The organism is Azospirillum brasilense (assembly GCF_003349955.1).
In the GTDB taxonomy this organism is placed as follows: domain Bacteria; phylum Pseudomonadota; class Alphaproteobacteria; order Azospirillales; family Azospirillaceae; genus Azospirillum; species Azospirillum brasilense_B.
Genome location: NZ_QLKQ01000014.1, coordinates 24,744 through 47,700, shown reverse-complemented (window position 1 = coordinate 47,700; position 22,957 = coordinate 24,744). Strand labels below are relative to the sequence as shown.

17 protein-coding genes are annotated in these 22,957 nt (G+C 69.8%); 9 read left to right on the top strand and 8 right to left on the bottom strand.

The window, feature by feature from the left end; all coding sequences use genetic code 11:
* Positions 1-37: 37 nt before the first annotated feature.
* Entirely contained in the window at positions 38-916 is an 879-nt protein-coding gene (locus DXK32_RS08725; RefSeq protein WP_247877052.1) for a cell envelope integrity EipB family protein, read from the bottom strand.
* A 105-nt stretch (positions 917-1,021) separates the two neighbouring features.
* On the opposite strand from DXK32_RS08725, the gene DXK32_RS08720 reads away from it, so the two are divergent.
* From DXK32_RS08720 to DXK32_RS08700, 5 genes are all read left to right on the top strand, one after another.
* Positions 1,022-2,008 (top strand): 2-hydroxyacid dehydrogenase, encoded by a 987-nt coding sequence (locus tag DXK32_RS08720; protein WP_114858143.1) that lies wholly within the window; start codon positions 1,022-1,024, stop codon positions 2,006-2,008.
* A gap of 248 nt (positions 2,009-2,256) precedes the next feature.
* Positions 2,257-3,066, top strand: a complete 810-nt coding sequence (locus tag DXK32_RS08715) for a GGDEF domain-containing protein (protein ID WP_114858142.1) — start codon at positions 2,257-2,259, stop codon at positions 3,064-3,066.
* 126 nt (positions 3,067-3,192) lie between these two features.
* Positions 3,193-4,938: an ATP-binding protein gene (locus DXK32_RS08710; RefSeq protein ID WP_282184576.1), complete on the top strand. Its 1,746-nt coding sequence runs from the start codon at positions 3,193-3,195 to the stop codon at positions 4,936-4,938.
* A 150-nt stretch (positions 4,939-5,088) separates the two neighbouring features.
* Positions 5,089-5,502 carry a response regulator gene (locus DXK32_RS08705; RefSeq protein ID WP_081863163.1) on the top strand — a complete coding sequence of 138 codons (414 nt, stop codon included), beginning with the start codon at positions 5,089-5,091 and terminating at the stop codon, positions 5,500-5,502.
* A 27-nt stretch (positions 5,503-5,529) separates the two neighbouring features.
* A complete protein-coding gene (locus DXK32_RS08700) occupies positions 5,530-6,927 on the top strand; it encodes a PleD family two-component system response regulator (protein ID WP_114858140.1) in 1,398 nt (465 codons plus the stop codon).
* Positions 6,928-7,034: 107 nt separating this feature from the next.
* Here DXK32_RS08700 and rpmG read toward each other — a convergent pair whose 3' ends face one another.
* The 3 genes from rpmG to rnr form a co-directional block, all read right to left on the bottom strand.
* A complete protein-coding gene (gene rpmG, locus DXK32_RS08695; protein WP_012974790.1) occupies positions 7,035-7,202 on the bottom strand; it encodes a 50S ribosomal protein L33 in 168 nt (55 codons plus the stop codon).
* 161 nt (positions 7,203-7,363) lie between these two features.
* Positions 7,364-8,887 (bottom strand): S41 family peptidase, encoded by a 1,524-nt coding sequence (locus DXK32_RS08690; RefSeq protein WP_114858188.1) that lies wholly within the window; start codon positions 8,885-8,887, stop codon positions 7,364-7,366.
* A gap of 215 nt (positions 8,888-9,102) precedes the next feature.
* Positions 9,103-11,388 carry a ribonuclease R gene (gene rnr, locus DXK32_RS08685; RefSeq protein ID WP_114858139.1) on the bottom strand — a complete coding sequence of 762 codons (2,286 nt, stop codon included), beginning with the start codon at positions 11,386-11,388 and terminating at the stop codon, positions 9,103-9,105.
* Between the two features lie 125 nt (positions 11,389-11,513).
* Here rnr and DXK32_RS08680 point away from each other — a divergent pair, with 125 nt between their 5' ends.
* The gene (locus DXK32_RS08680; protein WP_114858138.1) at positions 11,514-12,185 is read left to right on the top strand and encodes a TIGR02117 family protein; all 672 of its coding nucleotides are present in this window, start codon (positions 11,514-11,516) and stop codon (positions 12,183-12,185) included.
* Between the two features lie 175 nt (positions 12,186-12,360).
* Here DXK32_RS08680 and topA read toward each other — a convergent pair whose 3' ends face one another.
* The 4 genes from topA to DXK32_RS08660 all read right to left on the bottom strand — a co-directional run bounded on the left by topA (position 12,361) and on the right by DXK32_RS08660 (position 18,736).
* Positions 12,361-15,183 (bottom strand): type I DNA topoisomerase, encoded by a 2,823-nt coding sequence (gene topA, locus DXK32_RS08675; protein WP_114858137.1) that lies wholly within the window; start codon positions 15,181-15,183, stop codon positions 12,361-12,363.
* Between the two features lie 53 nt (positions 15,184-15,236).
* Positions 15,237-16,358 (bottom strand): DNA-processing protein DprA, encoded by a 1,122-nt coding sequence (dprA, locus tag DXK32_RS08670; protein ID WP_114858187.1) that lies wholly within the window; start codon positions 16,356-16,358, stop codon positions 15,237-15,239.
* An 85-nt stretch (positions 16,359-16,443) separates the two neighbouring features.
* The gene (locus DXK32_RS08665; RefSeq protein WP_114858136.1) at positions 16,444-17,610 is read right to left on the bottom strand and encodes a helix-turn-helix domain-containing protein; all 1,167 of its coding nucleotides are present in this window, start codon (positions 17,608-17,610) and stop codon (positions 16,444-16,446) included.
* Between the two features lie 148 nt (positions 17,611-17,758).
* Entirely contained in the window at positions 17,759-18,736 is a 978-nt protein-coding gene (locus DXK32_RS08660) for a response regulator transcription factor (RefSeq protein WP_114858135.1), read from the bottom strand.
* A 343-nt stretch (positions 18,737-19,079) separates the two neighbouring features.
* On the opposite strand from DXK32_RS08660, the gene DXK32_RS08655 reads away from it, so the two are divergent.
* From DXK32_RS08655 to DXK32_RS08645, 3 genes are read left to right on the top strand one after another with little or no spacing between them, the layout of a single operon-like run.
* On the top strand, positions 19,080-19,931 hold the full coding sequence (locus DXK32_RS08655; protein WP_247877050.1) for a hypothetical protein: 852 nt from the start codon (positions 19,080-19,082) through the stop codon (positions 19,929-19,931).
* Complete coding sequence (locus DXK32_RS08650; RefSeq protein WP_114858133.1) at positions 19,928-21,907, top strand: MFS transporter; 1,980 nt, start codon at positions 19,928-19,930, stop codon at positions 21,905-21,907. Before DXK32_RS08655 ends, DXK32_RS08650 begins: the two co-directional genes overlap by 4 nt.
* Entirely contained in the window at positions 21,904-22,956 is a 1,053-nt protein-coding gene (locus tag DXK32_RS08645; protein WP_114858132.1) for an ABC transporter substrate binding protein, read from the top strand. The genes DXK32_RS08650 and DXK32_RS08645 overlap by 4 nt, the downstream gene beginning before the upstream one ends.
* Position 22,957: the final 1 nt, after the last annotated feature.

Below are 22,957 nucleotides of genomic sequence, written 5' to 3'. Positions count from 1 at the left end.
GATTTGCGCCAAAGGCTGTGACCTTTGCGCCCGGCGGTCAGCAACCCGACTTCGGCAGAGCCTCCACCTTCTCCAGGATGGCGTTCACGGTGAAATCGCCGTAGTCGATCTGCATGGATTCGGCCACGCCGTTCTGTAACAGGCGCAGGCTCATCTCGTACTCGGGCTGGGCGGAATCGCTCTTCAGCGGGAAGAAGGCCATGCGCACCGGCCACGCCTTCTTGCCCTTGAGCAGCGGGTCGGCGTCGTCCTCCTTGATCGGCGCCGCCGCGCCGATGACCGTGGACACCTCGGTCGCCCCTTCGGAATCGGCGCCGTCGAAGACGACCCGGTTGAAGAAGGTCTCGCCGGCCCCGGCGTGGTCGAGCACCGCCAGGGTGTGGGCGGTCGGGAACATGGTGTTGGGGGGCAGTTCCATGTCCTGGGGTTCCGGCTTGGAGAAGGCCGCGGTTCCGCTGCCGTCCTTGGCCAGCCGGGCGTCGCCGCGCACCTCCTCGTCCTCCTCGCCGTTGATCAGCTTGCGGACGTTGAAGCGGTAGCGCTGCCCGTCCTTGGCCTCCCACGTCGTGTAGTTGGTGGTCATCGCCATCTCGTCGCCCTCGGCGTAGACGAAGCGGAGTTGGAAGCGCTGCTCCGTCGTCCAGCCGTCGCAGGCGTCGGCCCACTCGAACAGCATGCGGCCCCGCACGTCGCTGACCTTGGAGCTGTTGCGGGCGGACAGCAGCGACATCTTGTAGACGGCGCGGTGCGGCAGGATGTTCGCCGCGGCGCCGGCGGCCGCCCCCACCGCCGCGCCCGCCGCGTTGGCGGGTGCCGCCTGGGCCGGGCCGGCGACGGGAAGGGCGGTCACGGACACCAGGAACGCGCCGATGGTCGCGCAAAGGGCGAGACGGGCGGCGGAGCGGCGGTTCTGCAAAGCGACATCCACAGGTGATTGGCAGCGTCGGATGGATTATGGGTGTTTCGGCGTCGGAGCGGAAGGCCCGACCCCCCGAATAAACGGAAGGCTGAGGACAGAAACATGCGCAGCGACACCCCCGCAACACGGCCCGTCCTCCTGGTGACCCGGCGTCTGCCCGAGGCGGTGGAGGCCCGTGCCGCGCGTGATTTCGATGCCCGGCTGAACCCGCAGGACCGTGCGCTGTCCGGCGCCGACATCGCCGCCCTGGCGGCGGAGACCGGTGCCGAGGGCATCCTCTGCACCGCCGGGGACCGGCTGGACGCCGCGGCCATCGCGGCCCTGCCCGAGGGCGTGCGGATCGTCGCCACCTTCTCCGTCGGCACCGACCACATCGACCTGAACGCGGCCAAGGCGCGCGGCCTGATCGTCACCAACACCCCGGACGTGCTGACCGACGCGACCGCCGACATCGCGCTGCTGCTGATGCTCGGCGCGGCGCGGCGCGCCTCGGAGGGCGAGCGGATGATCCGCGCCGGGGCGTGGAGCGGCTGGACACCGACCCAGCTTCTCGGCACCCATCTCGGCGGAAAGCGGCTGGGCATCATCGGCATGGGCCGAATCGGGCAGGCGGTGGCGCAGCGGGCGCGGGCCTTCGGCATGACCATCCACTACTCCAACCGGCGCCGCCTGCCCGCGGAGCAGGAGGCCGGGGCCGTCCATCACGCCGATCCCGAGGCGATGCTGGCGGTCTGCGACGTGCTGTCGCTGCATTTCCCGGCGACTCCGGAAACCACCCATTGGCTGAACGCGGAGCGGATCGGGCGCCTGCCGCCGGGGGCCATCGTGGTCAACACCGCGCGCGGCTCCGTCGTCGACGACGAGGCCCTGATCGCCGCGCTGGCCAGCGGACGGCTGGCCGCCGCCGGGCTGGACGTGTTCGAGAACGAGCCGAACCTGCACGCCGGCTACCGCGGGCTGGAGAACGCCTTCCTGCTGCCGCATCTGGGCAGCGCCACGGTGGAGACCCGCAACGCCATGGGCTTCCGGGCGCTCGACAATCTGGATGCCGTCTTCGCCGGGGCGGCGGCGCCGGACCGCGTGGTGTAATGGGGCCGCGGGCGCGCCTGTCGGGAGCCCGACAGTCCTTTTGTTCGAAAGCCGTTCAAAAGAGAAAATAAATCAAAAATAGATAAAATTTTCCGCAACCAGCTGTCCTCCAGGCAAATTCTGCCTGGGGGCGGCCTTGCCCGGCAGAAGTTGCCGGGACGAAAGGCCTAGTCTTCTGGATTTCACCATATGGCACGGCGATTGCTTTGAATTCGGCGCAGCCAGTGCCGATCATGTGGAGAAAGCCCATGAGCGCCGTCGTGAACACCCAGGACCCGGACCCCATTTCCTCCGACCATCACGACGGACTGCCTTTCGACCGCGGAACCCACGACCGGCTGTTGCGGATGCCGCCGTTGCGCAACCCCCGCATCGCCCATCCGGTGGCGGCCGTGACGGTCGAGGCGTCGGCCCTGGAGCGCCAGCTCGCCGAGGCCCGCGCGACCATCGCCGAACAGCGCGACCGGATCGCCCATCTGGAAAGCCTCTCCATGACGGACGAGCTGACCGGCCTGCTGAACCGCCGCGGCTTCTTCAGCCATTTCCGGCGCGAGATCGCCGCCGCGCGGCGGCAGGGGAGCAAAGGAGGCGGCGCCAAGGGAAATGGAACGGGCGGCGGGGTGCTGGTCATCATCGATCTGGACGGCTTCAAGCGGATCAACGACACCCATGGGCACATGGCCGGCGACGCCTATCTGCGGCAGGTCGCGCGGATGCTCGTCGGATCGGTCCGTGAGGAGGATGTGGTGGCTCGGCTGGGCGGGGATGAGTTCGCGCTGCTGCTCACCAAAACCGACGCGGTCTGCGGCGACGTCCGTGCCCGGCAGATCGCGGCGGCGGCGGGCCGGCACTGCGTGCGTTGGAACAACGCCGACCTGCCGGTCCGCTTCTCCTTCGGGGTGCAATCCTACGGGGCCGACGACCGGGAGGAGGAGGTGATGCGCCTCGCCGATTCCCGGATGTACAGCAACAAGGCCGGACGTCGCCCGCATCCCGCGGGACGCAAGGTCGCACGCCCGTCCGGTCATCGCGCGGCGAACCCGCGGACCACCGCCTGACACCGTTCGATTCCGCTCCCGCCGCCACCACCACACAGCGGGATCGGGCAGCCTGTCGCACCCCCCAGACCGCGCTTGACCGGACGATTGTTCCCGCCGCAGCATCGGCACCTTCCCGTCGCAGAGGTGCCCGTCCTGAACACGTTTTCGGATAGTCCGAATCCTCCCTCATCGCCGTCCAGGGTTGGCCGATCGACCCTTTGGGCCGCCGAAGGCGCGGCCGATGGGATACAACCGCACGGTGCTCTGGTGGCGTTGCACAGCGATGGCGAGACCATCCTGGCCTGCAGCGCGAACACCGCGGAATTCCTCGGCCTGGTGCCGGACCGGCTGCTGGGGCGTGGCGTGGGGGTTCTCGAACTGCCCGAGCTCGCGGATTTGTTGGCGGGGCTGCGCGCCCTGCCGCCGGACCTGCGGGCGCTGGGGGTGCACGCGTCGGTGACGCCGCCGGGAAGCCGGCCGCTGCCGGCCTTTCTGCACGAGCATGACGGACGGGTGATCATCGAGGTGGAGAGGCAGCCCGCCGGGGCGGAGCACTGGCCTGCCACGACGCCGCCGTCCGGCGTCATGCCGGGCGTCGCCGCCCTGCGCGGCGCCGCGGGGCTGGAGGCCATGGCGGCGCACACCGCCCGGACGGTCCGCCGTCTCACCGGGATGGACCGCGTCATCGTCTGCCGTTTCGACGATTTCGGCAACGGGGAGGTGGTGGCAAGGGACGAGGCGCCGGACTGGGGGCACGCGGTTCCGGAACTCCGGCCCGGCGCGGCCTTGCCGGCGAGCGTCTTCGACCGCGGTCCGGACGGCAGCCCGCGCCTGCGCGTGGTCCTCGACCATGCGGCGGAGCCGGTTCCCCTCCTGCGCGCCGACCGGGCGGTTGCGCCCCCCGATCTTGCCCACGCCCATCTGCGCAGTCCGCCTCCGGCCCGCCGGGACTTCCTGAGGCGCATGGGAGCCGGGGCGGCCCTGACTGTACCGATTCTCCAGGGTGGCAAGCCGTGGGGAGTGATCTCCGGCCACCGCCGCCAACCCCAGGGGGTGCCGCCCGCCGTCCGGATGCTGGCCGCCATGGCCGCCGACGCGTTCGGCCTGATGCTGGAGTCCGCCGAGCGAGCCGTGGAGCGGGAGCGCCGGACCGCCCACGCCACGCGGCAGGCGGAGCTGAACCGGGTCAAGTCCGACTACCTGACCGGGATGAGCCACGAACTGCGCACACCGCTCAACGTCATCATCGGCTATTCGGACTTTCTGCTGCATCCGGGGACCGGGCCGCTGACCGACCGGCAGCGCGATTGCATCGGCAACATCCGCGCCTCCGGCACGCATCTTCTCGAACTCATCAACGATGTGCTGGACCTGTCGAAGATCGAAGCCGGCCATCTCGACTTGAACGACGAGGACGTGGACGTCGCGGTCGTGGTGGGCGAGGTCTACGCCCTTCAGGAGTTGACGCTGGCGTCCGCCGGGCTGACCTTCGACGCGCTGTTTCCCCGTCCGCTGCCGCGCCTGCGCGCGGACCGGCGGTCGCTGCGGCAGATCCTGCTCAATCTGCTGTCCAACGCCGTCAAGTTCACCCCGGCCGGCGGGCGCGTCACCATCGATGTGGCGCGCACGGAGGAGCGGACCGGGACCGGGCTGCGCATCGCCGTGATCGACACCGGGGTCGGCATTCCGGAGGAGCACCGTCCCATCGTCCTGGAGCCCTTCCGGCAGGTGCCGGGGGAGCGCATCCGCGGCGGCGCTGGGACCGGGCTGGGCCTGCCCATCGTGCGGTCCCTGGTGGAGGCCCACGGCGGGCGGTTGGCCCTGTCCGGCGGGCCGGGGCAGGGCACGCGGATCGACCTGCATTTCCCGCCGGAGCGGGTCATCGCATGATGGAAGCCGTGGAATCCGCGGGACTTACCGCTTGGCGGCCGGCCGCGAAGGTCATCGCTAACGACAATTTAACCGTCGCGGCGGGACAGTGAACGGGATATACCGGTCTTTCCGGGTGTGGTCGCTGCAAGCAGAAGCGCGGGTGGCACAATGCTCGCGGAACCGAACAGCCCCAAGAAGGCGCCGATGGACGACCGAACCGTGAAGCGTGTCCTGATCGTCGAGGACAACGAGCTGAACATGAAGCTCTTCCACGACCTGCTGGAAGCGCACGGCTACGCGACGCTTCAGACCCGCAACGGGATGGATGCCCTGGCCATCGCGCGGGAGCACCGGCCGGACCTGATCCTGATGGACATCCAGCTGCCCGAGGTGTCGGGCCTGGAGGTCACGCGCTGGATCAAGGACGATCCGGAGCTGGCGGGCATTCCGATCATCGCGGTGACCGCCTTCGCGATGAAGGGGGACGAGGAGAAGATCCGGGAGGGCGGCTGCGAGGACTACATCGCCAAGCCGATCTCGGTGACGAAGTTCCTGCAAGCCGTTCAGAAGTTCCTTCGTTAACCTTTTACGGGATCGGTCGCACGTTCCATGTCCGCTCGCGTCCTCGTCGTCGATGATGTCCTTCCGAACGTGAAGCTGCTCGCGGCGAAGCTGACGCGCGAGTATTTCAACGTCATCACCGCCAGCAATGGTCCCGAGGCGCTGGAGGTGATCCGGCGCGAGTCTCCGGACATCGTTCTGCTGGACGTCATGATGCCGGGCATGGACGGGTTCGAGGTGTGCGAGAAGATCCGCTCCGACCCCGCGACCATGCACATTCCGGTGGTGATGGTCACCGCCCTGTCCGACGGCGCCGACCGCGTTCGTGGTCTGGAGGCCGGGGCCGACGACTTCCTGACCAAGCCGGTCAACGACATCGCCCTGTTCGCGCGGGTGCGGTCGCTCGTCCGCCTGAAGATGATGATGGACGAATGGCGGCTGCGCGAGACCACCTCCGGCCAGTTCGGGGTTCTGGAGCCGACCGGCACGCTGCACAGCGAGTCCTATGAGGGGGCCCGCATCCTGGTTCTGGAGGACTCGCGGCTCGATCTGGCCAAGATCGCCGAGACGCTGCAGCGCGACCATGGCCACGTCATGTCCGCCGACACCTGCGCCACGGCGCTGGAGCGCGCGCTGGGCGACGATCTGGATCTCGTGGTGATCAGCCTGACCCTGATGAACGAGGATGGACTGCGCCTGTGTTCCCAACTGCGCTCGCACGAGCGCACGCGGCAGGTGCCGATCCTGCTGGTGGTGGATGAGGGCGACCTCAACCGCGTCGCCAAAGGGCTGGAACTGGGCGCCAACGATTACGTCATCAAGCCGATCGACCGGAACGAACTGCTGGCCCGCGCCCGCACGCAGATTCGGCGCAAGCGCTACCAGGAGCGGCTGCGCGCGAACTACGAGCAGAGCCTGTCCATGGCGCTGACCGACAGCCTGACGGGCGTCTTCAACCGCCGCTACATCAACGCCCATCTGCCGCGGCTGTTGGAACGGGCGATCGACAACCACAAGCCGGTGGCGATCCTGCTGTTCGACATCGACCACTTCAAGGTCGTCAACGACAGCTACGGCCACACCGTGGGCGACGAGGTGCTGAAGGAGGTGTCCGGCCGGGCCAGCCGCAACCTGCGCACCTTCGATCTGGTGGCGCGGCTCGGCGGCGAGGAGTTCGTGGTGATCCTGCCGGACACCGATGTCGATGCGGCGCTGACGGTGGCGGAGCGGCTGCGCACCCGCATCGCCGACACCCTGTTCAAGGTGACCGCCGACGTGGGTGAGATCCCGGTCACCGTGTCCATCGGCGTCACGGTCGGCGGCCGGCTGGGCGATACCGCCGAAGGGCTGATCCGCCGGGCCGACGACGCGCTCTACGAGGCCAAGCGCGCCGGGCGCAACCGCACCATCGCCGATCCCCGCGCCGACGCCCTGCTGGCCCCCTGACGGGCGCTGGGTGATCGGTGGGCTCCTGACGGAAGCTTGAGCCCCTCCGGACAAGCAAAAGGCCGCCGAAAGGCGGCCTTTTCGATTCCGGTGGTCCCGGGGAAACCTTACTTGATCTTGGCTTCCTTGAACTCGACGTGCTTGCGAGCCACCGGGTCGTACTTGCGGAACGACAGCTTCTCGGTGGTCTTCTTCGGGTTCTTCTTCTTCACGTAGAAGAAGCCGGTGTCGGCCGTGCTCACCAGCTTGATGAGGACGGTGTTCTGCTTCGCCATGATCTCAATCCCGACTAAAAATCCGTGACCCGCCAGCCCGGCGGGGCGGCGTCGTAGCGGGGGAAGATACCCGCTACAGCCGCGATGTCAAGCCTTTGTAAACTGGCCGGAAGGGCCGATCCGAGTCCTTTTTCCGCCCGCAAATCGGGGCGGAAAAAGGCTCAGCGCTCGGCCACCGTGTTGGTGGAGGACAGGGCGACCGCGCGCTGGTAGAGCGCCGGTTCGGCGAGAAGGCGCAGCGCCACCTTCACGTCCAGTTCCGGTTCATGCTCCTTCCACGGGCAGGCCTCGCGCAGGCGGGCCAGCGCCTCCTCGTCGTCGGCGGCGCGGGCGCGCCAGCCGGCGAACTGGGTCATCGGGCGGGCCCGGCCGTCGCGCAGGTCGGACAGCAGGGCGACGGGATCGTCCTGGCCGGCGCGGCTGGTGCAGACCGTCGGCTGAACGCCCTGGCGGTGCAGGGTGTAGCCCGCGGGCGTGTAGATTCGGCTCCAGGTCAGGAACAGCTCGCCGTCGTTGGGCAGGCGGGTCACCGTCTGGACGCTGCCCTTGCCGTAGGAGGAGGCGCCGACCACAACCGCGCGCCCCGAGTCCTGGAGCGCCGCCGCCACCACCTCGGCGGAGGAGGCGGACCGTCCGTCGACCAGAACGACCAGCGGCAAGCCTTCGGCGATGTCGTCGGGGCTGGCCTCGAAGCGCTGGCGGCTGTCGGGGTGGCGGCCCTCGGTCGTGATGATCTTGCCCTGGGCGATGAACAGGTCGGCCACCGCGACCGCCTGGTCGAGCAGGCCGCCGGGGTTGCCGCGCAGGTCGAGCACGAAGCCCCGCAGGCCCTTGCCCACGCTCTGCCGCGTCGACAGCACGGCGTCGCGCAGGTTGGAGGCGGTGGCGGCGTTGAAGCGGTCCACCTTGAGCACCCCGACCTGCTCGGACACGCTGGCGTTCACGGTGTTGGGAACCACGCGCTCGCGCCGGAGGGGGGCGCGGCGCGGCGGGTTGTTGTCGCGCGCCACGGTCAGCAGGACCATGGTCCCGGTTGGGCCGCGCAGCCGGTCGCGCATGTCCGACTCGCTCAGGCGCGCGGTCAGGTCGCCGTCGATCGCCAGAAGCTGGTCACCGCCGCGGATTCCGGCACGGTCGGCCGGGCTGCGCGGCAGCACGTTGCGGATCAGGGTGCGCCCGTTCGCCGTCTCCAGCGACAGGCCGATCCCGCCGTACCCCTCGCGCTGGGCGCGCTCGCTGGTGGCGCGCTGGGTGCCGGTGTAGCGGGAATAGCCGTCCAGATCCGTCATCACGGAATCGAGGACCACCTGATAGACCCGCTCCGGCACCGCCTGGTAGAGGGTGGGGGAATAGAGGCGGGCGCGCTCCACCGCCTTGGTGGTCAGGGCGGCCCAGCCGGCGGCGTCGGACAGGGAGGGGGCGGCGTATTCCCCGATCACGCTTCCGGAGACGTACAGGCGTACGGTGTTGCCCTGGCGTTCGGCGCGGGCGGTCGGGTCGATGGTCGCGAGACCCTTCAGCCCGTCCAGCCCAAGGCGGCCGAAATCAACCTGTTGGAGATACACTTCGGCGATCTTGCCGTACGCGACGGCGAAGACCTGCTCGCTGACGAAGGCGGCCTCGGTCGCGGCTGCGGCCGGACGGGGCAGCGTCTCGCCGAGGCTTCCGAGGCCAACCGCGAGCATGGCGGCCGCGAGCGGGACCGACAGACGCCCGCGCGGCGAAAATCCTCGTTTCCGTATGCCCATGGCGCGCCGTACGCGGCCTCCTTTCCCACAGGCGGACCCGGACGGTTGCCCGCCGGATTCGAACGGATAAGGAATAGCACTTCAGAAATGAGGGCTGGCGGGACAAAAGTCGGGGGCAAGACTCTTTGTCGTGGAATGTCCACCACTGTGACTCAGCGGCCACGCTTCCGTTGCTTCTGGGTTGCACGGCCCGCGAAACGGGCGTTTCCCGTGGGGCGATCGGGGTGGCCGGATTGCAACGGATGATCGGTCCCACCAATCAACCGTCCGGTCGAATCGTCTTCGGCGCGGGGCAGGGCGAACAGGGTGCTGCCGGTCAGCGGGTCGGCCTCCATCAGCACCACCGTCACCGCGGCGCCCAGCCGGTAGCTGCGGCCGGTGCGCTGGCCGACCAGGGCGTGGGCGCGCTCGTCATGCTCGTACTGGTCGTCGGGCAGGGTGCTGGCGGGGATCAGCCCGTCGGCCCCGTTCTCGTCGAGCCGGATGAACAGGCCGAAGCGGGTGACTCCGGAAATCCGTCCGGTGAACAGGGCGCCCACGCGGTCGGCCAGGAAGGCGGCGGTGAAACGGTCGATGGCGTCGCGCTCGGCGGTGGCGGCGCGGCGCTCGGTCATCGAAATGTGCTCGCCGATGTCGGCCAGCCCGGCCATGGCCGCGTCGTCCAGCCCGCCCGGCCCCAGCCCGTGCGCGCGGATCAGCGCGCGATGGACGATCAGGTCGGCGTAGCGGCGGATCGGCGAGGTGAAGTGGGCGTAGCGGTCCAGCGACAGGCCGAAATGGCCGATGTTCTCCGGGCTGTATTCGGCCTGCGACTGGCTGCGCAGGATGACTTCGCTGACCAGCTGCGACTCCGCCGTTCCGGCGGCGCGGTCGAGAATTGCGGTGAAATGGGCCGGGGACAGCCGGGGCACCCGCGGCAGCGTGTAGCCAATGCCGGTCAGGAACTCGCGCAGCGCCTCCTGCTTGGCGAGCGACGGCTGGTCGTGCACGCGGAACAGGCCGGGCATGCCGGCCCGCTCCAGGCTGTCGGCCGCCGCGACGTTGGCGCAGATCATGAACTCCTCGATCAGCCGGTGGCTGTCGAGGCGCTCGCGCGGCGCGATCTCCGCCACCCGCCCGCGCCCGTCCAGCCGGACGCGCCGTTCCGGCAGGTCGAGTTCCAGCGTGCCGCGGCGCTGCCGGGCCGCCCACAGGCGGGCGTAGGCGCCGTAGAGCGGCGCGATGACGGCGTCCAGCAGCGGCGCCGTCGCCTCGTCCGGCGCCCCGTCGCGGGCCGCCTGCACCTGCTCGTAGGTCAGGCGCGCGGCGGAGCGCATCAGACCGCGCACGAAGCGGTGCCGCAGCAGCGCGCCGTGGCGGTCGATCCACAAATGCGCCGCGACGCAGGCGCGGTCCTCATGGGGGCGGAGCGAGCAGAGGTCGTTGGACAGCGCCTCCGGCAGCATCGGCACGACGCGGTCGGGGAAATAGACGGAGTTGCCGCGCTCGTAGGCCGCCCGGTCCAGCGCCGAGTTGGGGCGCACGTAGAAGGCCACGTCGGCGATGGCGACCACCAGATGCCAGCCGCCGTCGTTCGCCGGGTCGGGGTCCGGCTCCGCCCACACCGCGTCGTCGAAATCGCGGGCGTCGGCGCCGTCGATGGTCACCAGCGGCAACTCGCGCAGGTCGGTCCGTCCGGTCAGGGAGGGCACGGCGGCGTGCGACGCTTCGCGCAGGGCGGCGGGCGGGAAGTCGGTGGGCAGCCCGTGGGTGTGGACGGCGATCAGGCTGACGGCGCGCGGCTCCGCCGTGTGGCCCAGCCGCTCCGCGACGCGGGCCTGCGGCAAGCCCATCCGGGAGGCCGGCAGCAGGTCGGCCAGGACCAGCTCGCCCGGCTCGGCGTCGTTGCGGTTGGCCGGGAGGACCAGCAGTTCGGTCTTGTTGCGCTTGTCGGTGGGGACGATCCGTCCACCGTCCGCCGCCGGGTAATAGACGCCGAGAACGCGCCCCACCGTGCCGTCCAGCCGACGGATGGTGCGGGCCTCGTAGAGCCGGTCGTTGACGCGGCTGAGCTTCGCCAGCACCCGGTCGCCGGTCCCCAGCGTCGGGTGGCCCTTCCGCTCCGGCATCAAGAAGATGCGCGGCGGGTTGCCCTCGCCGGTCCAGGTGACCGGGCGGGCGGTGACCTCGCCGTCCGCGTCGGCACCGGTCACCTCCAGCACGGCGACCTCCGGCAGCGACTGCGGCGGGGCGACGCGTTTGTTGCGCCCGCGTTCCACGGCGCCGTCGGCCTCCAACTCCTTCAGCAACGCCTTCAGCCGTTCGCGGTCGTCGCTGCCCGACAGCTTGAAGGCGCGCGCGATCTCGCGCTTGCCGACCGGAGTCGCGCTGTCGCGGATGAAGGAGAGGACCGTGTCCTTATCGGGAAAGCTGCCGGAGCGGCGGGAGGTGTCGGTCAAGGGAATCCGTGCCGTGGAGAGTGGACCGCTTAAGTAAGCCCTGGGCGCGGCGAATCCAACCGCCGCGCCATGGCTCCGCCACAAAGGCGCGCCAGAACCGTGCCGGGCGTGGCGGGAGCGCATCCATGAGGGTGGTACGGAACGGGGTGGCGTTGGCGTTGGCCATTCCGGCGATTGCGGCCGGAGCCTACCTGCTGGCCTCTGCGGTGCTTTCCCGTCTCGCGGTGGAGGGGCGGCCGGCGGCGCGGGAGGGCGCGGAGGTCTTTGTCTGCACCAACGGCATCCACACCGATCTGGTGCTTCCCGCCGTCACGGACACCGTGGACTGGACCATCGACCTGCCGGACGGCGATTTTCCCGGCGCCGGTCCCCGGGCGAGCCATCGCTCCTTCGGATGGGGCGACCGCGCCTTTTATCTGGAAACCCGCCAATGGTCGGACCTGCGGTTCGCCACGGCCCTGTCCGCCCTATTCGGCCGCGGGCCGTCGGTGATGCATGTCTACGCGTTGCACAGCCCGGCGAGGAGCCCGGATTGCGGCGCGCTGGTGCTGGGCGAGGAACAGTACCATGCCCTGGCGGCCTTCGTGCGCGACAGCTTCCGCCGGGACGGAGCGGGGAGGGTGATGCCCCTGCCGGGCAGCGGCTACGGCGTGACCGACCTCTTCTACGAGGCGGTCGGCCATTACAGCCCGGTCGCGACCTGCAACGAATGGACCGGCAAGGCCCTGCGCGCCGCCGGAGTGACCGTGGGCGCTTGGACACCGTTCGAGGGCGGCGTCATGCGTTGGGTGCGGTAGGGGGTGAAGAGCGCGTTTTTTCCCCTCTCCCCTCCGGGGAGAGGGTTAGGGTGAGGGGGATGCGCTTGTGCCGAACGTAGTGACACGCGCAACCCCCTCACCGGCCCTGCGGGCCACCCTCTCCCCGGAGGGGAGAGGGTTAAGACAGCGTTGTCGATGTTTATGAAGTGAGGCGTCACGCCCGCTTGCGGGCGGCAGGCTTTTCCTCGTCCCCCGCGTCTTCCTTCTTGGCGGCCGCCTTTTTCGGAGCGGCCTTCTTCGCCGCGTCCTTCTTCGCCGGCTCCTTCTTGGTAGCGCTCGCCTTGGCCTTGGTCGCCTTCTCGGCCTTGGCGGGCGCCTCGGCACCGTTGGCCGCCGCCGGTTCGGCGTCCTTCGGAGCCTTGCCCTTCTTGGCGGCGTCCTTGGCGGCCTTGGCCTCCAGAAGCTCCAGCGCCTGCTCCAGCGTCACGCTGTCCGCTTCCGTGCCCTTGGGGATGGAGGCGTAGACGGAGCCGTGCTTGACGTAGGGACCGAAGCGGCCGGACCCGGTGGTCACCGGCTTGCCGGTCTTCGGGTGGTCGCCCAGCGTCTTGGCCGGGGCCGACGCCTTCTTGGCGGCGCCGGCCAGCAGATCGACCGCGCGGTTGATGCCGATGGTCAGCACGTCGTCGTCGGGCGTCAGCGACTTGTAGACGCTGCCGTGCTTCAGGTAGGGGCCGAAGCGGCCGATGCCGGCGCTGATGTCCTCGCCCGTCTCCGGGTGGTTGCCGATGCTGCGCGGCAGGGCGAGCAGCTTCAGCGCCGTGTCGAGATCAACGTCGGCGGCGGCCATGCCCTTGGGCAGCGAGACGCGCTTGGGTTTCGGAGCCTCGACCTTGACCTTCTTCTTGCCCTTGGTCTTCTTGCCGTCGACGGGGGCTTCCTCGACCACCGCCTCGGCCGGGGCGGCGGCCACCGGGGGCGGACCGAGCTGGATGTAGGCGCCGTAGGGACCGCGCCGCACGGTCACCGGCAGGCCGGTTTCGGGATCGTTGCCCAGCTCGCGCGGGCCTTCCTGCGCCTCGCCGTTCTCGTCGTTGGCAACGGCGAGCGGGCGGGTGTAGCGGCAGTCCGGGTAGCGCGAGCAGCCGATGAAGGCGCCCATCTTGCCGAGCTTCAGCCCCAGCCGGCCCTGGCTGCACACCGGGCAGACGCGCGGGTCGTGGCCCGGCGTGCCGTTGTCGGTGTTGGTCGGGAAGAAGTGCGGCCCCAGCTCCTCGTCCAGCGTGGTCAGCACCTGGGTGATCGTCAGATCCTTGGTCCCGTCCACCGCGACGTGGAAGGCGCGCCAGAAGTCGCGCAGCACGGTCTTCCAGTCGATCCGCCCGTCCGAAATCTCGTCGAGCTTGTTCTCCAGGTCCGCCGTGAAGTTGTACTCGACGTAGCGGTTGAAGAAGTTCTTCAGGAAGGCGGTGACCAGACGGCCGCGGTCCTCCGGGATGAAGCGCCGCTTGTCCAGCCGCACGTAGTTGCGGTCCTGGAGCACCTGGAGAATGGAGGCGTAGGTGGACGGGCGGCCGATGCCCAGCTCTTCCAGCTTCTTGACCAGGCTGGCCTCGGTGTAGCGGGGCGGCGGCTGGGTGAAATGCTGTTCCGGGCTGATGTCGCCGCGGGCGAGGGCGTCGCCCTGCTCCATGGCGGGCAGGCGGCGCTCCTGGTCGTCGTCGGCGGCGCCGTCGTCGCGGTCCTCCTGATAGACCTTGAGGAAGCCGTCGAACACGACGACCGAGCCGGTGGCGCGCAGCACGACGTCCTTGGACGGCGAGGCGATGTCCACCGCCACCTGATCCAGCACCGCGCTTTCCATCTGGCTGGCCAGCGTGCGCTTCCAGATCAGCTCGTACAGCCGCAGCTCGTCGCCTTCCAGGTAGGAGGAGACCTCCTCGGGGCGGCGGAACAGGTCGGTCGGGCGGATGGCCTCGTGGGCTTCCTGGGCGTTCTTGGCGGCGGTCTTGTAGACGCGCGGCTGCGCCGGCACGTAGCGCTCGCCCCAATGGGAGCCGATCAGGTTGCGGGCGCCCTCGATGGCCTCCTGCGACAGGCTGACGCCGTCGGTTCGCATGTAGGTGATGAGGCCGACCGTCTCGCCGCCGATGTCCACGCCCTCATAGAGCCGCTGCGCGGTGCGCATGGTGCGGGTGGCGCCGAAGCCCAGCTTGCGCGAGGCCTCCTGTTGCAGGGTCGAGGTGGTGAAGGGCGGGGAGGGGTTGCGGCGGCTCTGCTTGCGCTCCACCGTCGCGACCGAGAAGGACTGCGGGCTGATGCGCGCCACCGCGGCCTCCGCCGCCTCGCGGGCGGGCAGGGCGAACTTGTCGAGCCGCTTGCCGTCGAGCTGGGTGAGCTGGGCCGTGAAGGAGGCGCCGCCCGGCGTGGCGAAGCCCACCTCGATGGTCCAGTATTCCTGCGGCTTGAAGACCTCGATCTCCGACTCGCGCTCGCAGATCAGGCGCAGCGCCACCGACTGAACGCGGCCCGCCGAGCGCGAGCCCGGCAGCTTGCGCCACAGCACCGGCGACAGGGTGAAGCCGACCAGATAGTCGAGGGCGCGGCGCGCCAGATAGGCGTCCACCAGCTCCCGCGAGACGTCGCGCGGGGCCTCCAGCGCGGCCTGGACGGCGCTCTTGGTGATCTCGTTGAAGGTGATGCGCTGGACCTTGGAGTCGTCGATCAGCCGCTTTTCGCGCAGCAGCTCCGACAAATGCCAGGCGATGGCTTCCCCTTCGCGATCCGGGTCGGTGGCGAGATAGACGCGCTCGGCCCCTTTGACCGCCTTGGCGATCTCGTCGATGTGGCGCTTGGAGCGGTCGCCCAGCTCCCAGTCCATGGCGAAGTCCTCGTCCGGACGCACCGATCCGTCGCGCGCCGGAAGGTCGCGCACATGGCCGAAGCTGGCCACCACGGTGTAGTCCGAGCCAAGGTATTTGTTGATCGTTTTCGCCTTGGCCGGCGATTCGACGATGACGACGTTGCTGCCCGGCAAGAGTCCGCGCCCCTGAAAGTGCCTTTACCAAACGCTGGCGGTGCGGATCGGGATCAGATCAGGTTCACCTGGTTCCCCGGCTGGCGCTGGACACGGCCCGCAAGCTCAAGTTCCAGCACCACGGTCAACACCACCGGAGCGGACAATTGGCACCCGCGGACGAGTTCGTCAATGGCAACCGGTGTATGGCCGAGGTTTTCCAGGATGACGGCGCGCGCCGTTTCAAGATCCGCGTCGGACGGAACGGCGGGCCGGGATTGGGCGAACAGGTCGCCCTGGCGCTCCCGCAGGGTCGGTGGCGACAGGTTGTCCAGCGCCCGCAGCACGTCGTCCACACCCTCCACCAAGGCCGCCCCCTGACGCAGCAGATTGTTGGTGCCCTGGCAACGCGGATCGAGCGGCGAGCCGGGAACGGCCATCACCTCCCGCCCCTGTTCCAGCGCCATGCGCGCGGTGATGAGAGAGCCGGAGCGCAGCGCCGCCTCCACCACCAGAACCCCCAGCGACAGGCCGGAGATCAGGCGGTTGCGGCGCGGGAAATGGCGGGCTTGCGGCGTGGTGCCGACCGGGCTTTCCGCCAGGATCACACCCTGCTGCACTATGTCGCGGTAGAGAGTCTCGTTCTCCGGCGGGTAGACGACGTCGGCACCGCCCGCCACCACCGCCGCGGTTCCGCTGCCGAGCGCCCCGGCGTGGGCCGCCGTGTCGATCCCGCGCGCCAGCCCGGAGACGACCAGCAGCCCGGCCTCCCCCAGTTGCCGCGCCAGCCGTTCGGCGAATTTCTTGCCGTTCATCGAGGCGTTGCGCGCCCCGACCAGCGCCACCGCGCGCCGTTGCAGCAAATGCGGGTGGCCGAGGACCGACACCACCGGGGGCGCGTCGTCCAGCGCCGCCATCGGCTCGGGATAGTCGGGCTCGCAGGAGCAGAGCAGGCGGGCGCCGATGCGGTCGTTGGCGGCCAGTTCGCGGTCGATGTCCGCCTTCGGCGCGATGCGCAGCGGCTTGGTCCGCCCGCCGCGTTTGGCGAGGTCGGGCAGCGCCTCCAGCGCGGCGCCGGCGCTGCCGAACCGCTCCAGCAGGCGGTGAAAGGTGATGGGCCCGACATTCTCGGTTCGAATGAGTCGGAGCCAGTCGAACCGCTCGGTGGCGGACAGGGTTCGGTGCGGTTGCATCATGGCGCCATTCATACAACCGTCCGCGCGGCGCGATCAACACGCAAACGTGTGCGGCGGCCGGTGTCTCAGGGCTCCCGCGCGGTCGTCATTTGCGCCAGAAGCCAAAGAGTCCCTTCTTCTTCGGCGGGGCCTCCGGTTCGGGCTCCGGCTCCGGTTCGGGCTCCGGCTCGTCGCCGAAGGAGAAGGGATCGTCCTCGGCGTCAGCCTTTGCGGTTCCGGCCGGCTCGGCTTCGGCCTTGGGCTCGTCCGGCTCGTCGTCGCTGTCGAAGGAGAACGGGTCCTCGTCCGGTTCCGCATCCGTCTTGGCGGGAGCGTCCTCGGCCGTTTCCTCCGTTTCGTCATCGTCGAAACTGAAGGGATCGTCACCGTCGTCGTCAGCGCTGTCGGCCGAGTCGGTTGTTTCGTCTTCGGCCGTCTCCTCCGCGTCGTCGGTGTCGAAGCTGAAGGGATCGCTGCCGTCCTCATCCTCGTCATCATCGAAGTTGAAGGCGTTGGCGTCATCGCCGCCCGCATCGTCGTCCTTGGTCTCGTCGTCATCGTCGTCGAAACTGAAAGCGGAGAAATCCGAGGACTCCTCCTCCTCCTCGTCGCCACCGCCGAGTGCCGCAGTGGCAACGGCGACCGCGCTCGCCGCACTCTGGCCGCGGCGCATCTCCGTCTTGAAGCGTTCAAGCTCCTCGCGGAAGCGGTCCTCGGCCTCGCTCCAGCGCTGGCGCTCCTGGTCGAGGGTGGCGAGCAACTCCTCTTCCCGCGCACGGGCGGCGGCGCGCTCCGTGTCGAGCGCCTGGATCAGCTCCTCCTGGCGTTGGAGAAGCGACTCGTGCCGCGTCTCCATGCCGTCGATCACCTCGCGCACATACTGCTCGAAGGCGCGGAACTGGAGCGCCAGAACATCCTCGTCGGCGCTGGGCGCGGCCGCGCTGGCCGCCGCCTTCGCGGCCTTGGTCGCCTTGGCCGTCCGCGTCCCGCCGGGGGCCGGCGGGGAGGGAGCGACGGCGGTCGGCGGCGTGCGCGGACCGCCGGAGGTGGCGCCGTCACCCCCCAGCCAGCGCGACACCAGGATGTAGGAGACTTGCAACTCCTCCGCGATGCGGCGGTAGCTCCAACCCTGGGCGCGCAGCCGTTCGGCCATGCGCTGGCGGTCCGGCTCCTCGCTGGGCGACGCCGGGCGCGTGGGCAGGGAGGATGTCGGGCCGATCCCCTCGGTCGGGGTCGCGACGACGATCACATCCTTCAGTTTCTGGTCGGCCATCGGGTCTCCGCCGTCCTGCGCGCAGGGCGTTCCTTACCGCGATGTTGGCCGCTTTCGGGGCGTGCTGTCGATCCGGGACGGGTCCCGGTTGAAGCAGTCTGGACGGGAAACCCGCCGGACCGGGCCAATTCGCGCCGGCCCGGCCCGGTCAGGTCAGGTCCTGGATGTGCTCGACATAGTCGGACAGGGCGACGATCCCCTGTTCGGTCAGTTCGATGAAGACGCGGCGGCCGTCCTTCTCGTCGGCGATCCGGCGCACCAGACCGCGATCGTGCAGTTCGGTGATCCGCCGCAGCGCCGTGGTCTGGGCCACGCCGGAGGCCATGCACAGCGACGACACGGAAATCCGCCGCCCGCGCAGGTGGTTGGCCATCAGATCGAGCAGCATGTCCCAGCAGGGGTCCTCGAACAGCCCCTTCGGAAAATACTTGTCGCGGGCGACGCGGGATTGCTGGAGCGTCCTCAAAACCGCCAGCCGCCGGTTTTCCCCCGCCGCGGCAGGGGGCGGGGGCGGAGCGGCCTGCGCGGTGACCCTTGCCGGCGCGGCCGCCTCAGGCTGGTTCTCCCGCAGCGCCTTCACCGCTTCGATGAGGGCGAGGCCGTGGCGGTAGGCGTCCTCCAGCGCGCCATGCAACGCGCCGTTGCCGGCGTGCGCAGGCGGGGCGGGCAGCGGCGCCGCCGCCTGATGGGCGGCCAGGGCGCGGGCGAGCGCGCCGTGAAGCTGGCTGCCGTCCTGCGGATCGCTGACGAAGTCCGCCGCGCGCAGATGCATGGCGCGGACGACGTCCGCCGCCGTGGCGTCGGGTGCTACGACGATGACCTGGAGATGCCGCTGCACGCTCTTGCGCATCCGCTCGACCAGAGCCAGCCCGTCGAAATGGGGCAGGGCCAACTCGACCGCCACGATGCCGATGCTGCCGTCCGCTTCCAGCGTGTCGAGCGCCGCGATGGGGTCGTGGGTCACGTGGATGCGGTGGCCGTTGCGTTCGAAGGCGTCGTGCATGCCGATTCCCAGCGCGCGGTCGGCGCAGGCGATCAGAATGGACGTCGCCGAAACATGAAGGCCGGCGCTGGTCTGAACCGGGCGCACCGGCCACGCCAAGGGTCGCTCCAACTCGATCCGCATCGAAGCCCTTCCCCCGTTGGGTGCATGGAATGCTGTGCATAAGGATTACCACGCAAAGCAAACCATCATGGATGCAATCATGGTCCAAAACAGAGCGATCGATAAATGTCGCAAAATTCCGCAAAAATTCGATGGATTAGGCGAAACGGCATAATTCGACGGACTTGTGTCGCCGACTGTTCTTGATTTGATAAGTAAATCCCAGTGGAATGCCCTTCCCGGTTGCGATGCGGTGGGTGGGTGTGCGCGTCCGGCGGGGTCGGGCCGGAGCGGAGCCATGTCGCCGGGGTCTTCTCCAGACTGGACCCGTCTTGGAAACGGCGGCGCACGCGATGCGCGTAAGGTGGCCGCACCCCTTGCCGGCACCGGACCCATGCGCCTGACCCTGACGACCAAGATCATTTTGCTGCTGCAGGTGGCGCTCTGTTTCGCGCTGCTCTCCACCGCCGCGCTCTCCTATCTGAAGATGGAGCGCATGGTGGAGGACACCGTGGCGTCCCGCTTCACCGTCGCCCTGCGCGGGCTGGCCGGGGAGGTCGAGGGCGCGGTCAGCCTCGGCGTGTCCATCACCGCCCTGCGCAATCTCGACGCGCTGATCCAGCGCGCGATGGTGCGGGACGACCGGATCACCGGTCTGGTCCTGTTCACCGACACGGGCGAGGTGCTGGCGGCGGCGGGCCGGGGGGCGGGGCACGGTGGCCCGGTGGGCGCGATCCCCGCCGGCTGGAAGGCGGCCTTCGCCCGCGACGGCAAGTCCGACCGGGTGGCGGCCGTCGCCGACGGCGACAGCCAGGCGCTTCTGCTCGGCATCCGCAACGCCTTCGGCGGCGTGGCCGGCGGCGTCGCCCTGACCTATTCGCTGGGCGAGGTGCAGGCGGGCATCCGCGGCACCATTCCCGACCTGCTGCTGTCCGGCGGCATCAATCTGCTGACCGGGCTGTTGATCACCATGGTCGCGGTCTGGCTGCTGCTGCGTCCGATCCAGCGGCGGCTGCGCGAGATGACCGTCAGCATCAACATGCTGGGCATGGGCGAGCCGCCCAAGCTGACCCCGGAGCTGGCGGCCTTCGCCCCCGGCCTGAAGGATTTCGCCGACCGCATCCTGGAACAGCAGCAGCACGGTGCGGAGGAGGACCCTCCCCAGCCCGCCGGTCCGGCGGCGGAGGCCGCGCGCCCGGCGGGAGTCGCGCCATGAAGCTGTCCTTCATACGCCGCCTGAACTGGATGCTGACGGGCGTCGTGTCCGTCCTGATGCTGGTCAGCCTCGCCGTCCAGACCAACCACGTCAACACGCTGTTCCGCCCGCTGATCGAGCCGGAACTGGCCCGCAAGGCCGAGGTCGTCGGGTCCTATGTGGTGGCGCAGATCGACCGCGCGGTGGCGCTCGGCTTCGAGCTGGACAAGCTGGTCGGAGTGGACGAGCTGTTGTCCGACGCGCTGGCCGCCAACCCGGACGTCAAGTATCTGGCGCTGGAGATCGACGGGCGCCTCCACGCCTTCTCGGGAACCGAGGAGGCGCGGGCGGGCAGCCGCCTGACCGTCGCCGACACCCCGCCGGAGGGCGAGTCCCCGCAATTCCTCGACACCGTCCTGCCGCTGGAGGGCAACGAGGCGGCGCGGCTGCATGTCGGCGTCGATTCCGGCTATGTCCGCTCGGCCATGAACGAGGTGGTGTTCGACCTCGGCTCCGTGCTGATCGTCGCCATCCTGCTCAACATCGAGATCCTGCTGCTGGTCGTCGGCTCCTCCGTCGCCGCACCGCTGCGCCGGGTGACGGCGGTGATGAAGCAGGCCGCCGACGGGCATCTCGGCGTGCGCGTCGCCCTGCGCAACCGCGACGAGGTGGGCGAGCTGTCGCGCGCCGTCGACTGGGCGCTGGACAGCGTGCAGCACAAGGCCGACATGACCGCCTCCGAGCAGGCGATGACCAAGATCGGTATGATGCAGCGGGTGGTCGAGCTGCGCTTCGCCATCTTCGTCTTCTCCCTGGCGGAGGAGCTGACCCGCACCTTCCTGTCCGTCTACATCAAGCAGCTGTTCGAGCCGGTGCCCGGCCTGTCGATGGAGATGGTCATCGGCGCGCCCATCGCGCTGTTCATGCTGCTCTGGGCGGTCAGCCAGCCGATCGCCGGCAGCGTGTCGGAACGGCGCGGGCGGCGGGCCGTGTTCCTGGGCGGGGCGCTGCTGTCCTTCGTCGGCCTCGTCGGCTCCGGCCTCGCCACCGACCTCATCCAGCTCATCGTCGCGCGCTGCCTGACCGCCGTCGGCTACGCCAGCGTCTTCATCGCCGCGCAGGGCTTCGTCATCGACGCCACCGACCCCAAGCAGCGCGCCCAGGCCATCGCCATGTACGCCGGCGGCATCCTCAGCGCCGGCGTCTGCGGCCCGGCCATCGGCGGCGTGATCGCCGGGCAGGTGGGCTTCCGCACGACCTTCCTGATCTCCGCCGGGCTGGCGCTGCTGGCCGCCTTCATGGCGTGGCAGGTGCTGCCGCGGGTGCGCGCGGCCCAGGCGAAATCCAGCCGCGGCCTGCGTCTGGCCGACGCCGTGCTGTGCCTGCGCAACCCGCGCTTCGTCGGGCTGGCCGTCTTCAGCGCGGTTCCGGCGAAGCTGGGGCTGACGGCGCTGCTGTTCTTCCTGCTGCCGCTGGCGCTGGACGACCAGGGGGTCAGCCAGTCCTGGATCGGCCGCGTGCTGCTGCTCTACTGGCTGCTGATGATCGTGGTGTCTCCGATGGCGGCGAAGCTGTCGGACCGCTCGGGCCAGCGCATCGGCTTCCTGGTGGCGGGCGGGCTGGTCGCCGCCGGAGCCGCCTGGGTGCTGTCGATGCCGGGTTCGCTCGGCACGGCGCTGGCCGGGGTCGCCCTGCTGGGGGTGGCGCATGCCATGCTTGGCGCGCCGCAGCTCGCCATGCTCGCCGACGTCTGCGTCAAGGAGCGGGCGGCGCTGGGCGAGACCACGGTGATCGGCATGTTCCGCCTGATCGAGCGGCTGGGTTCGGTCATCGCTCCCTTCCTGGCCGGGCTGTTCCTGGCCCATTACGGCTACGCCGGGGCGCTGAAGGGCATCGGCGCGGTGCTGGCGGCCTGCGTCGCCGTGCAGCTTCTGCTGAGCACCCTGTTCCGCCCGCGTCCGCCCGCCGCCGACCTTCCGCAGAGGACCCCCGCATGAGCCTGTCCCGCCGCACCGTCCTGACGGCCGCCCTGAGCGCCGGAACTCTGCTGGCCGGGGCCGCACCATCCTTCGCGCAGCCGTCCTTCGGTCCGGCGGCCCGGACCTTCACCGCCGCCAAGCCGGCGCGCATCGTCGTGCTGACCCCGCGCAAGGACGTCGGCGACGTGCTGGGCCTGCGCGACTTCATCGCGTCGAGCGGCCTGTCCGCCACGGTGGAGGTGCGCGAGGTGCCGCAGGCCTCCGCCATGCCGGCGCTGCTGCCGGAGATCCGGGCCTCCAAGCCCGATCTGGTGGTGACGGTCTTCACGCCGCTGACCCTGGGAGCGGTCGGGCGCTACGACGATCCGGACCCGTCGCGCTTCCTGACCGACGTGCCGGTGGTCTTCACCTCGGTCACCGACCCGGTGGCCTCGCGGGTCGTGCGCGCGCTGGACCGTCCGGGGCGCGCGGTCACCGGCACGAGGCACATCGCGCCGGCCGCGGTGCAGATGAAGACCATGCTGTCCTACCGGCGCTGGAAGAAGATCGCCGCGGTCTACAACCCGGCCGAGGACAACATGGTCGTCGCCGTGCGCGACCTGAAGGAGGAGGCCGCCCGCCAGGGGGTGGAGATCCACGACGCGGCGCTGCCGCGCGACGCCTCCGGCGCGCCGGTCGCCGCCGCCATCCCCGACCTGATCGCCGACGCGGCGCGCGCCGGGGCGGAGCTGGTCTACATCGGGCCGGACACGCTGGTCGCCTCCAACAACAACGCGGTGGTGGCCGAGCAGGCGCTGGCCCACCGGCTGGCCACCTTCTGCTCCACCGAGCTGCCAATCCGCCGGGCCAACCTGCTGATGGGGCTGGTCAGCCCGGCCGTCAACGTCGGGCGCTTCGCCGGGCTGAAGGCGGTGGAGATCCTGACCGGAGCCAAGCCCGCCGACACCATTCCGGTGGAGACGCTGAACCGCTTCTCCCTGCTGCTGCGCATCGGGGCGGCCAAGCAACTGGACCTCTACCCGCCGATGCGCCTGCTCAACATCGCCGAAATCGTCCAGGACGCCTGAC

Bases quoted from the DNA above. Each gene is read 5' to 3' on its own strand.
- DXK32_RS08720 (WP_114858143.1), top strand. From the start codon at position 1,022: ATGCGCAGCGACACCCCCGCAACACGGCCCGTCCTCCTGGTGACCCGG.
- DXK32_RS08715 (WP_114858142.1), top strand. From the start codon at position 2,257: ATGAGCGCCGTCGTGAACACCCAGGACCCGGACCCCATTTCCTCCGAC.
- DXK32_RS08705 (WP_081863163.1), top strand. From the start codon at position 5,089: ATGCTCGCGGAACCGAACAGCCCCAAGAAGGCGCCGATGGACGACCGA.
- DXK32_RS08700 (WP_114858140.1), top strand. From the start codon at position 5,530: ATGTCCGCTCGCGTCCTCGTCGTCGATGATGTCCTTCCGAACGTGAAG.
- rpmG (WP_012974790.1), bottom strand. From the start codon at position 7,202: ATGGCGAAGCAGAACACCGTCCTCATCAAGCTGGTGAGCACGGCCGAC.
- DXK32_RS08690 (WP_114858188.1), bottom strand. From the start codon at position 8,887: ATGCTCGCGGTTGGCCTCGGAAGCCTCGGCGAGACGCTGCCCCGTCCG.
- DXK32_RS08680 (WP_114858138.1), top strand. From the start codon at position 11,514: ATGAGGGTGGTACGGAACGGGGTGGCGTTGGCGTTGGCCATTCCGGCG.
- dprA (WP_114858187.1), bottom strand. From the start codon at position 16,358: ATGATGCAACCGCACCGAACCCTGTCCGCCACCGAGCGGTTCGACTGG.
- DXK32_RS08665 (WP_114858136.1), bottom strand. From the start codon at position 17,610: ATGGCCGACCAGAAACTGAAGGATGTGATCGTCGTCGCGACCCCGACC.
- DXK32_RS08660 (WP_114858135.1), bottom strand. From the start codon at position 18,736: ATGCGGATCGAGTTGGAGCGACCCTTGGCGTGGCCGGTGCGCCCGGTT.
- DXK32_RS08650 (WP_114858133.1), top strand. From the start codon at position 19,928: ATGAAGCTGTCCTTCATACGCCGCCTGAACTGGATGCTGACGGGCGTC.
- DXK32_RS08645 (WP_114858132.1), top strand. From the start codon at position 21,904: ATGAGCCTGTCCCGCCGCACCGTCCTGACGGCCGCCCTGAGCGCCGGA.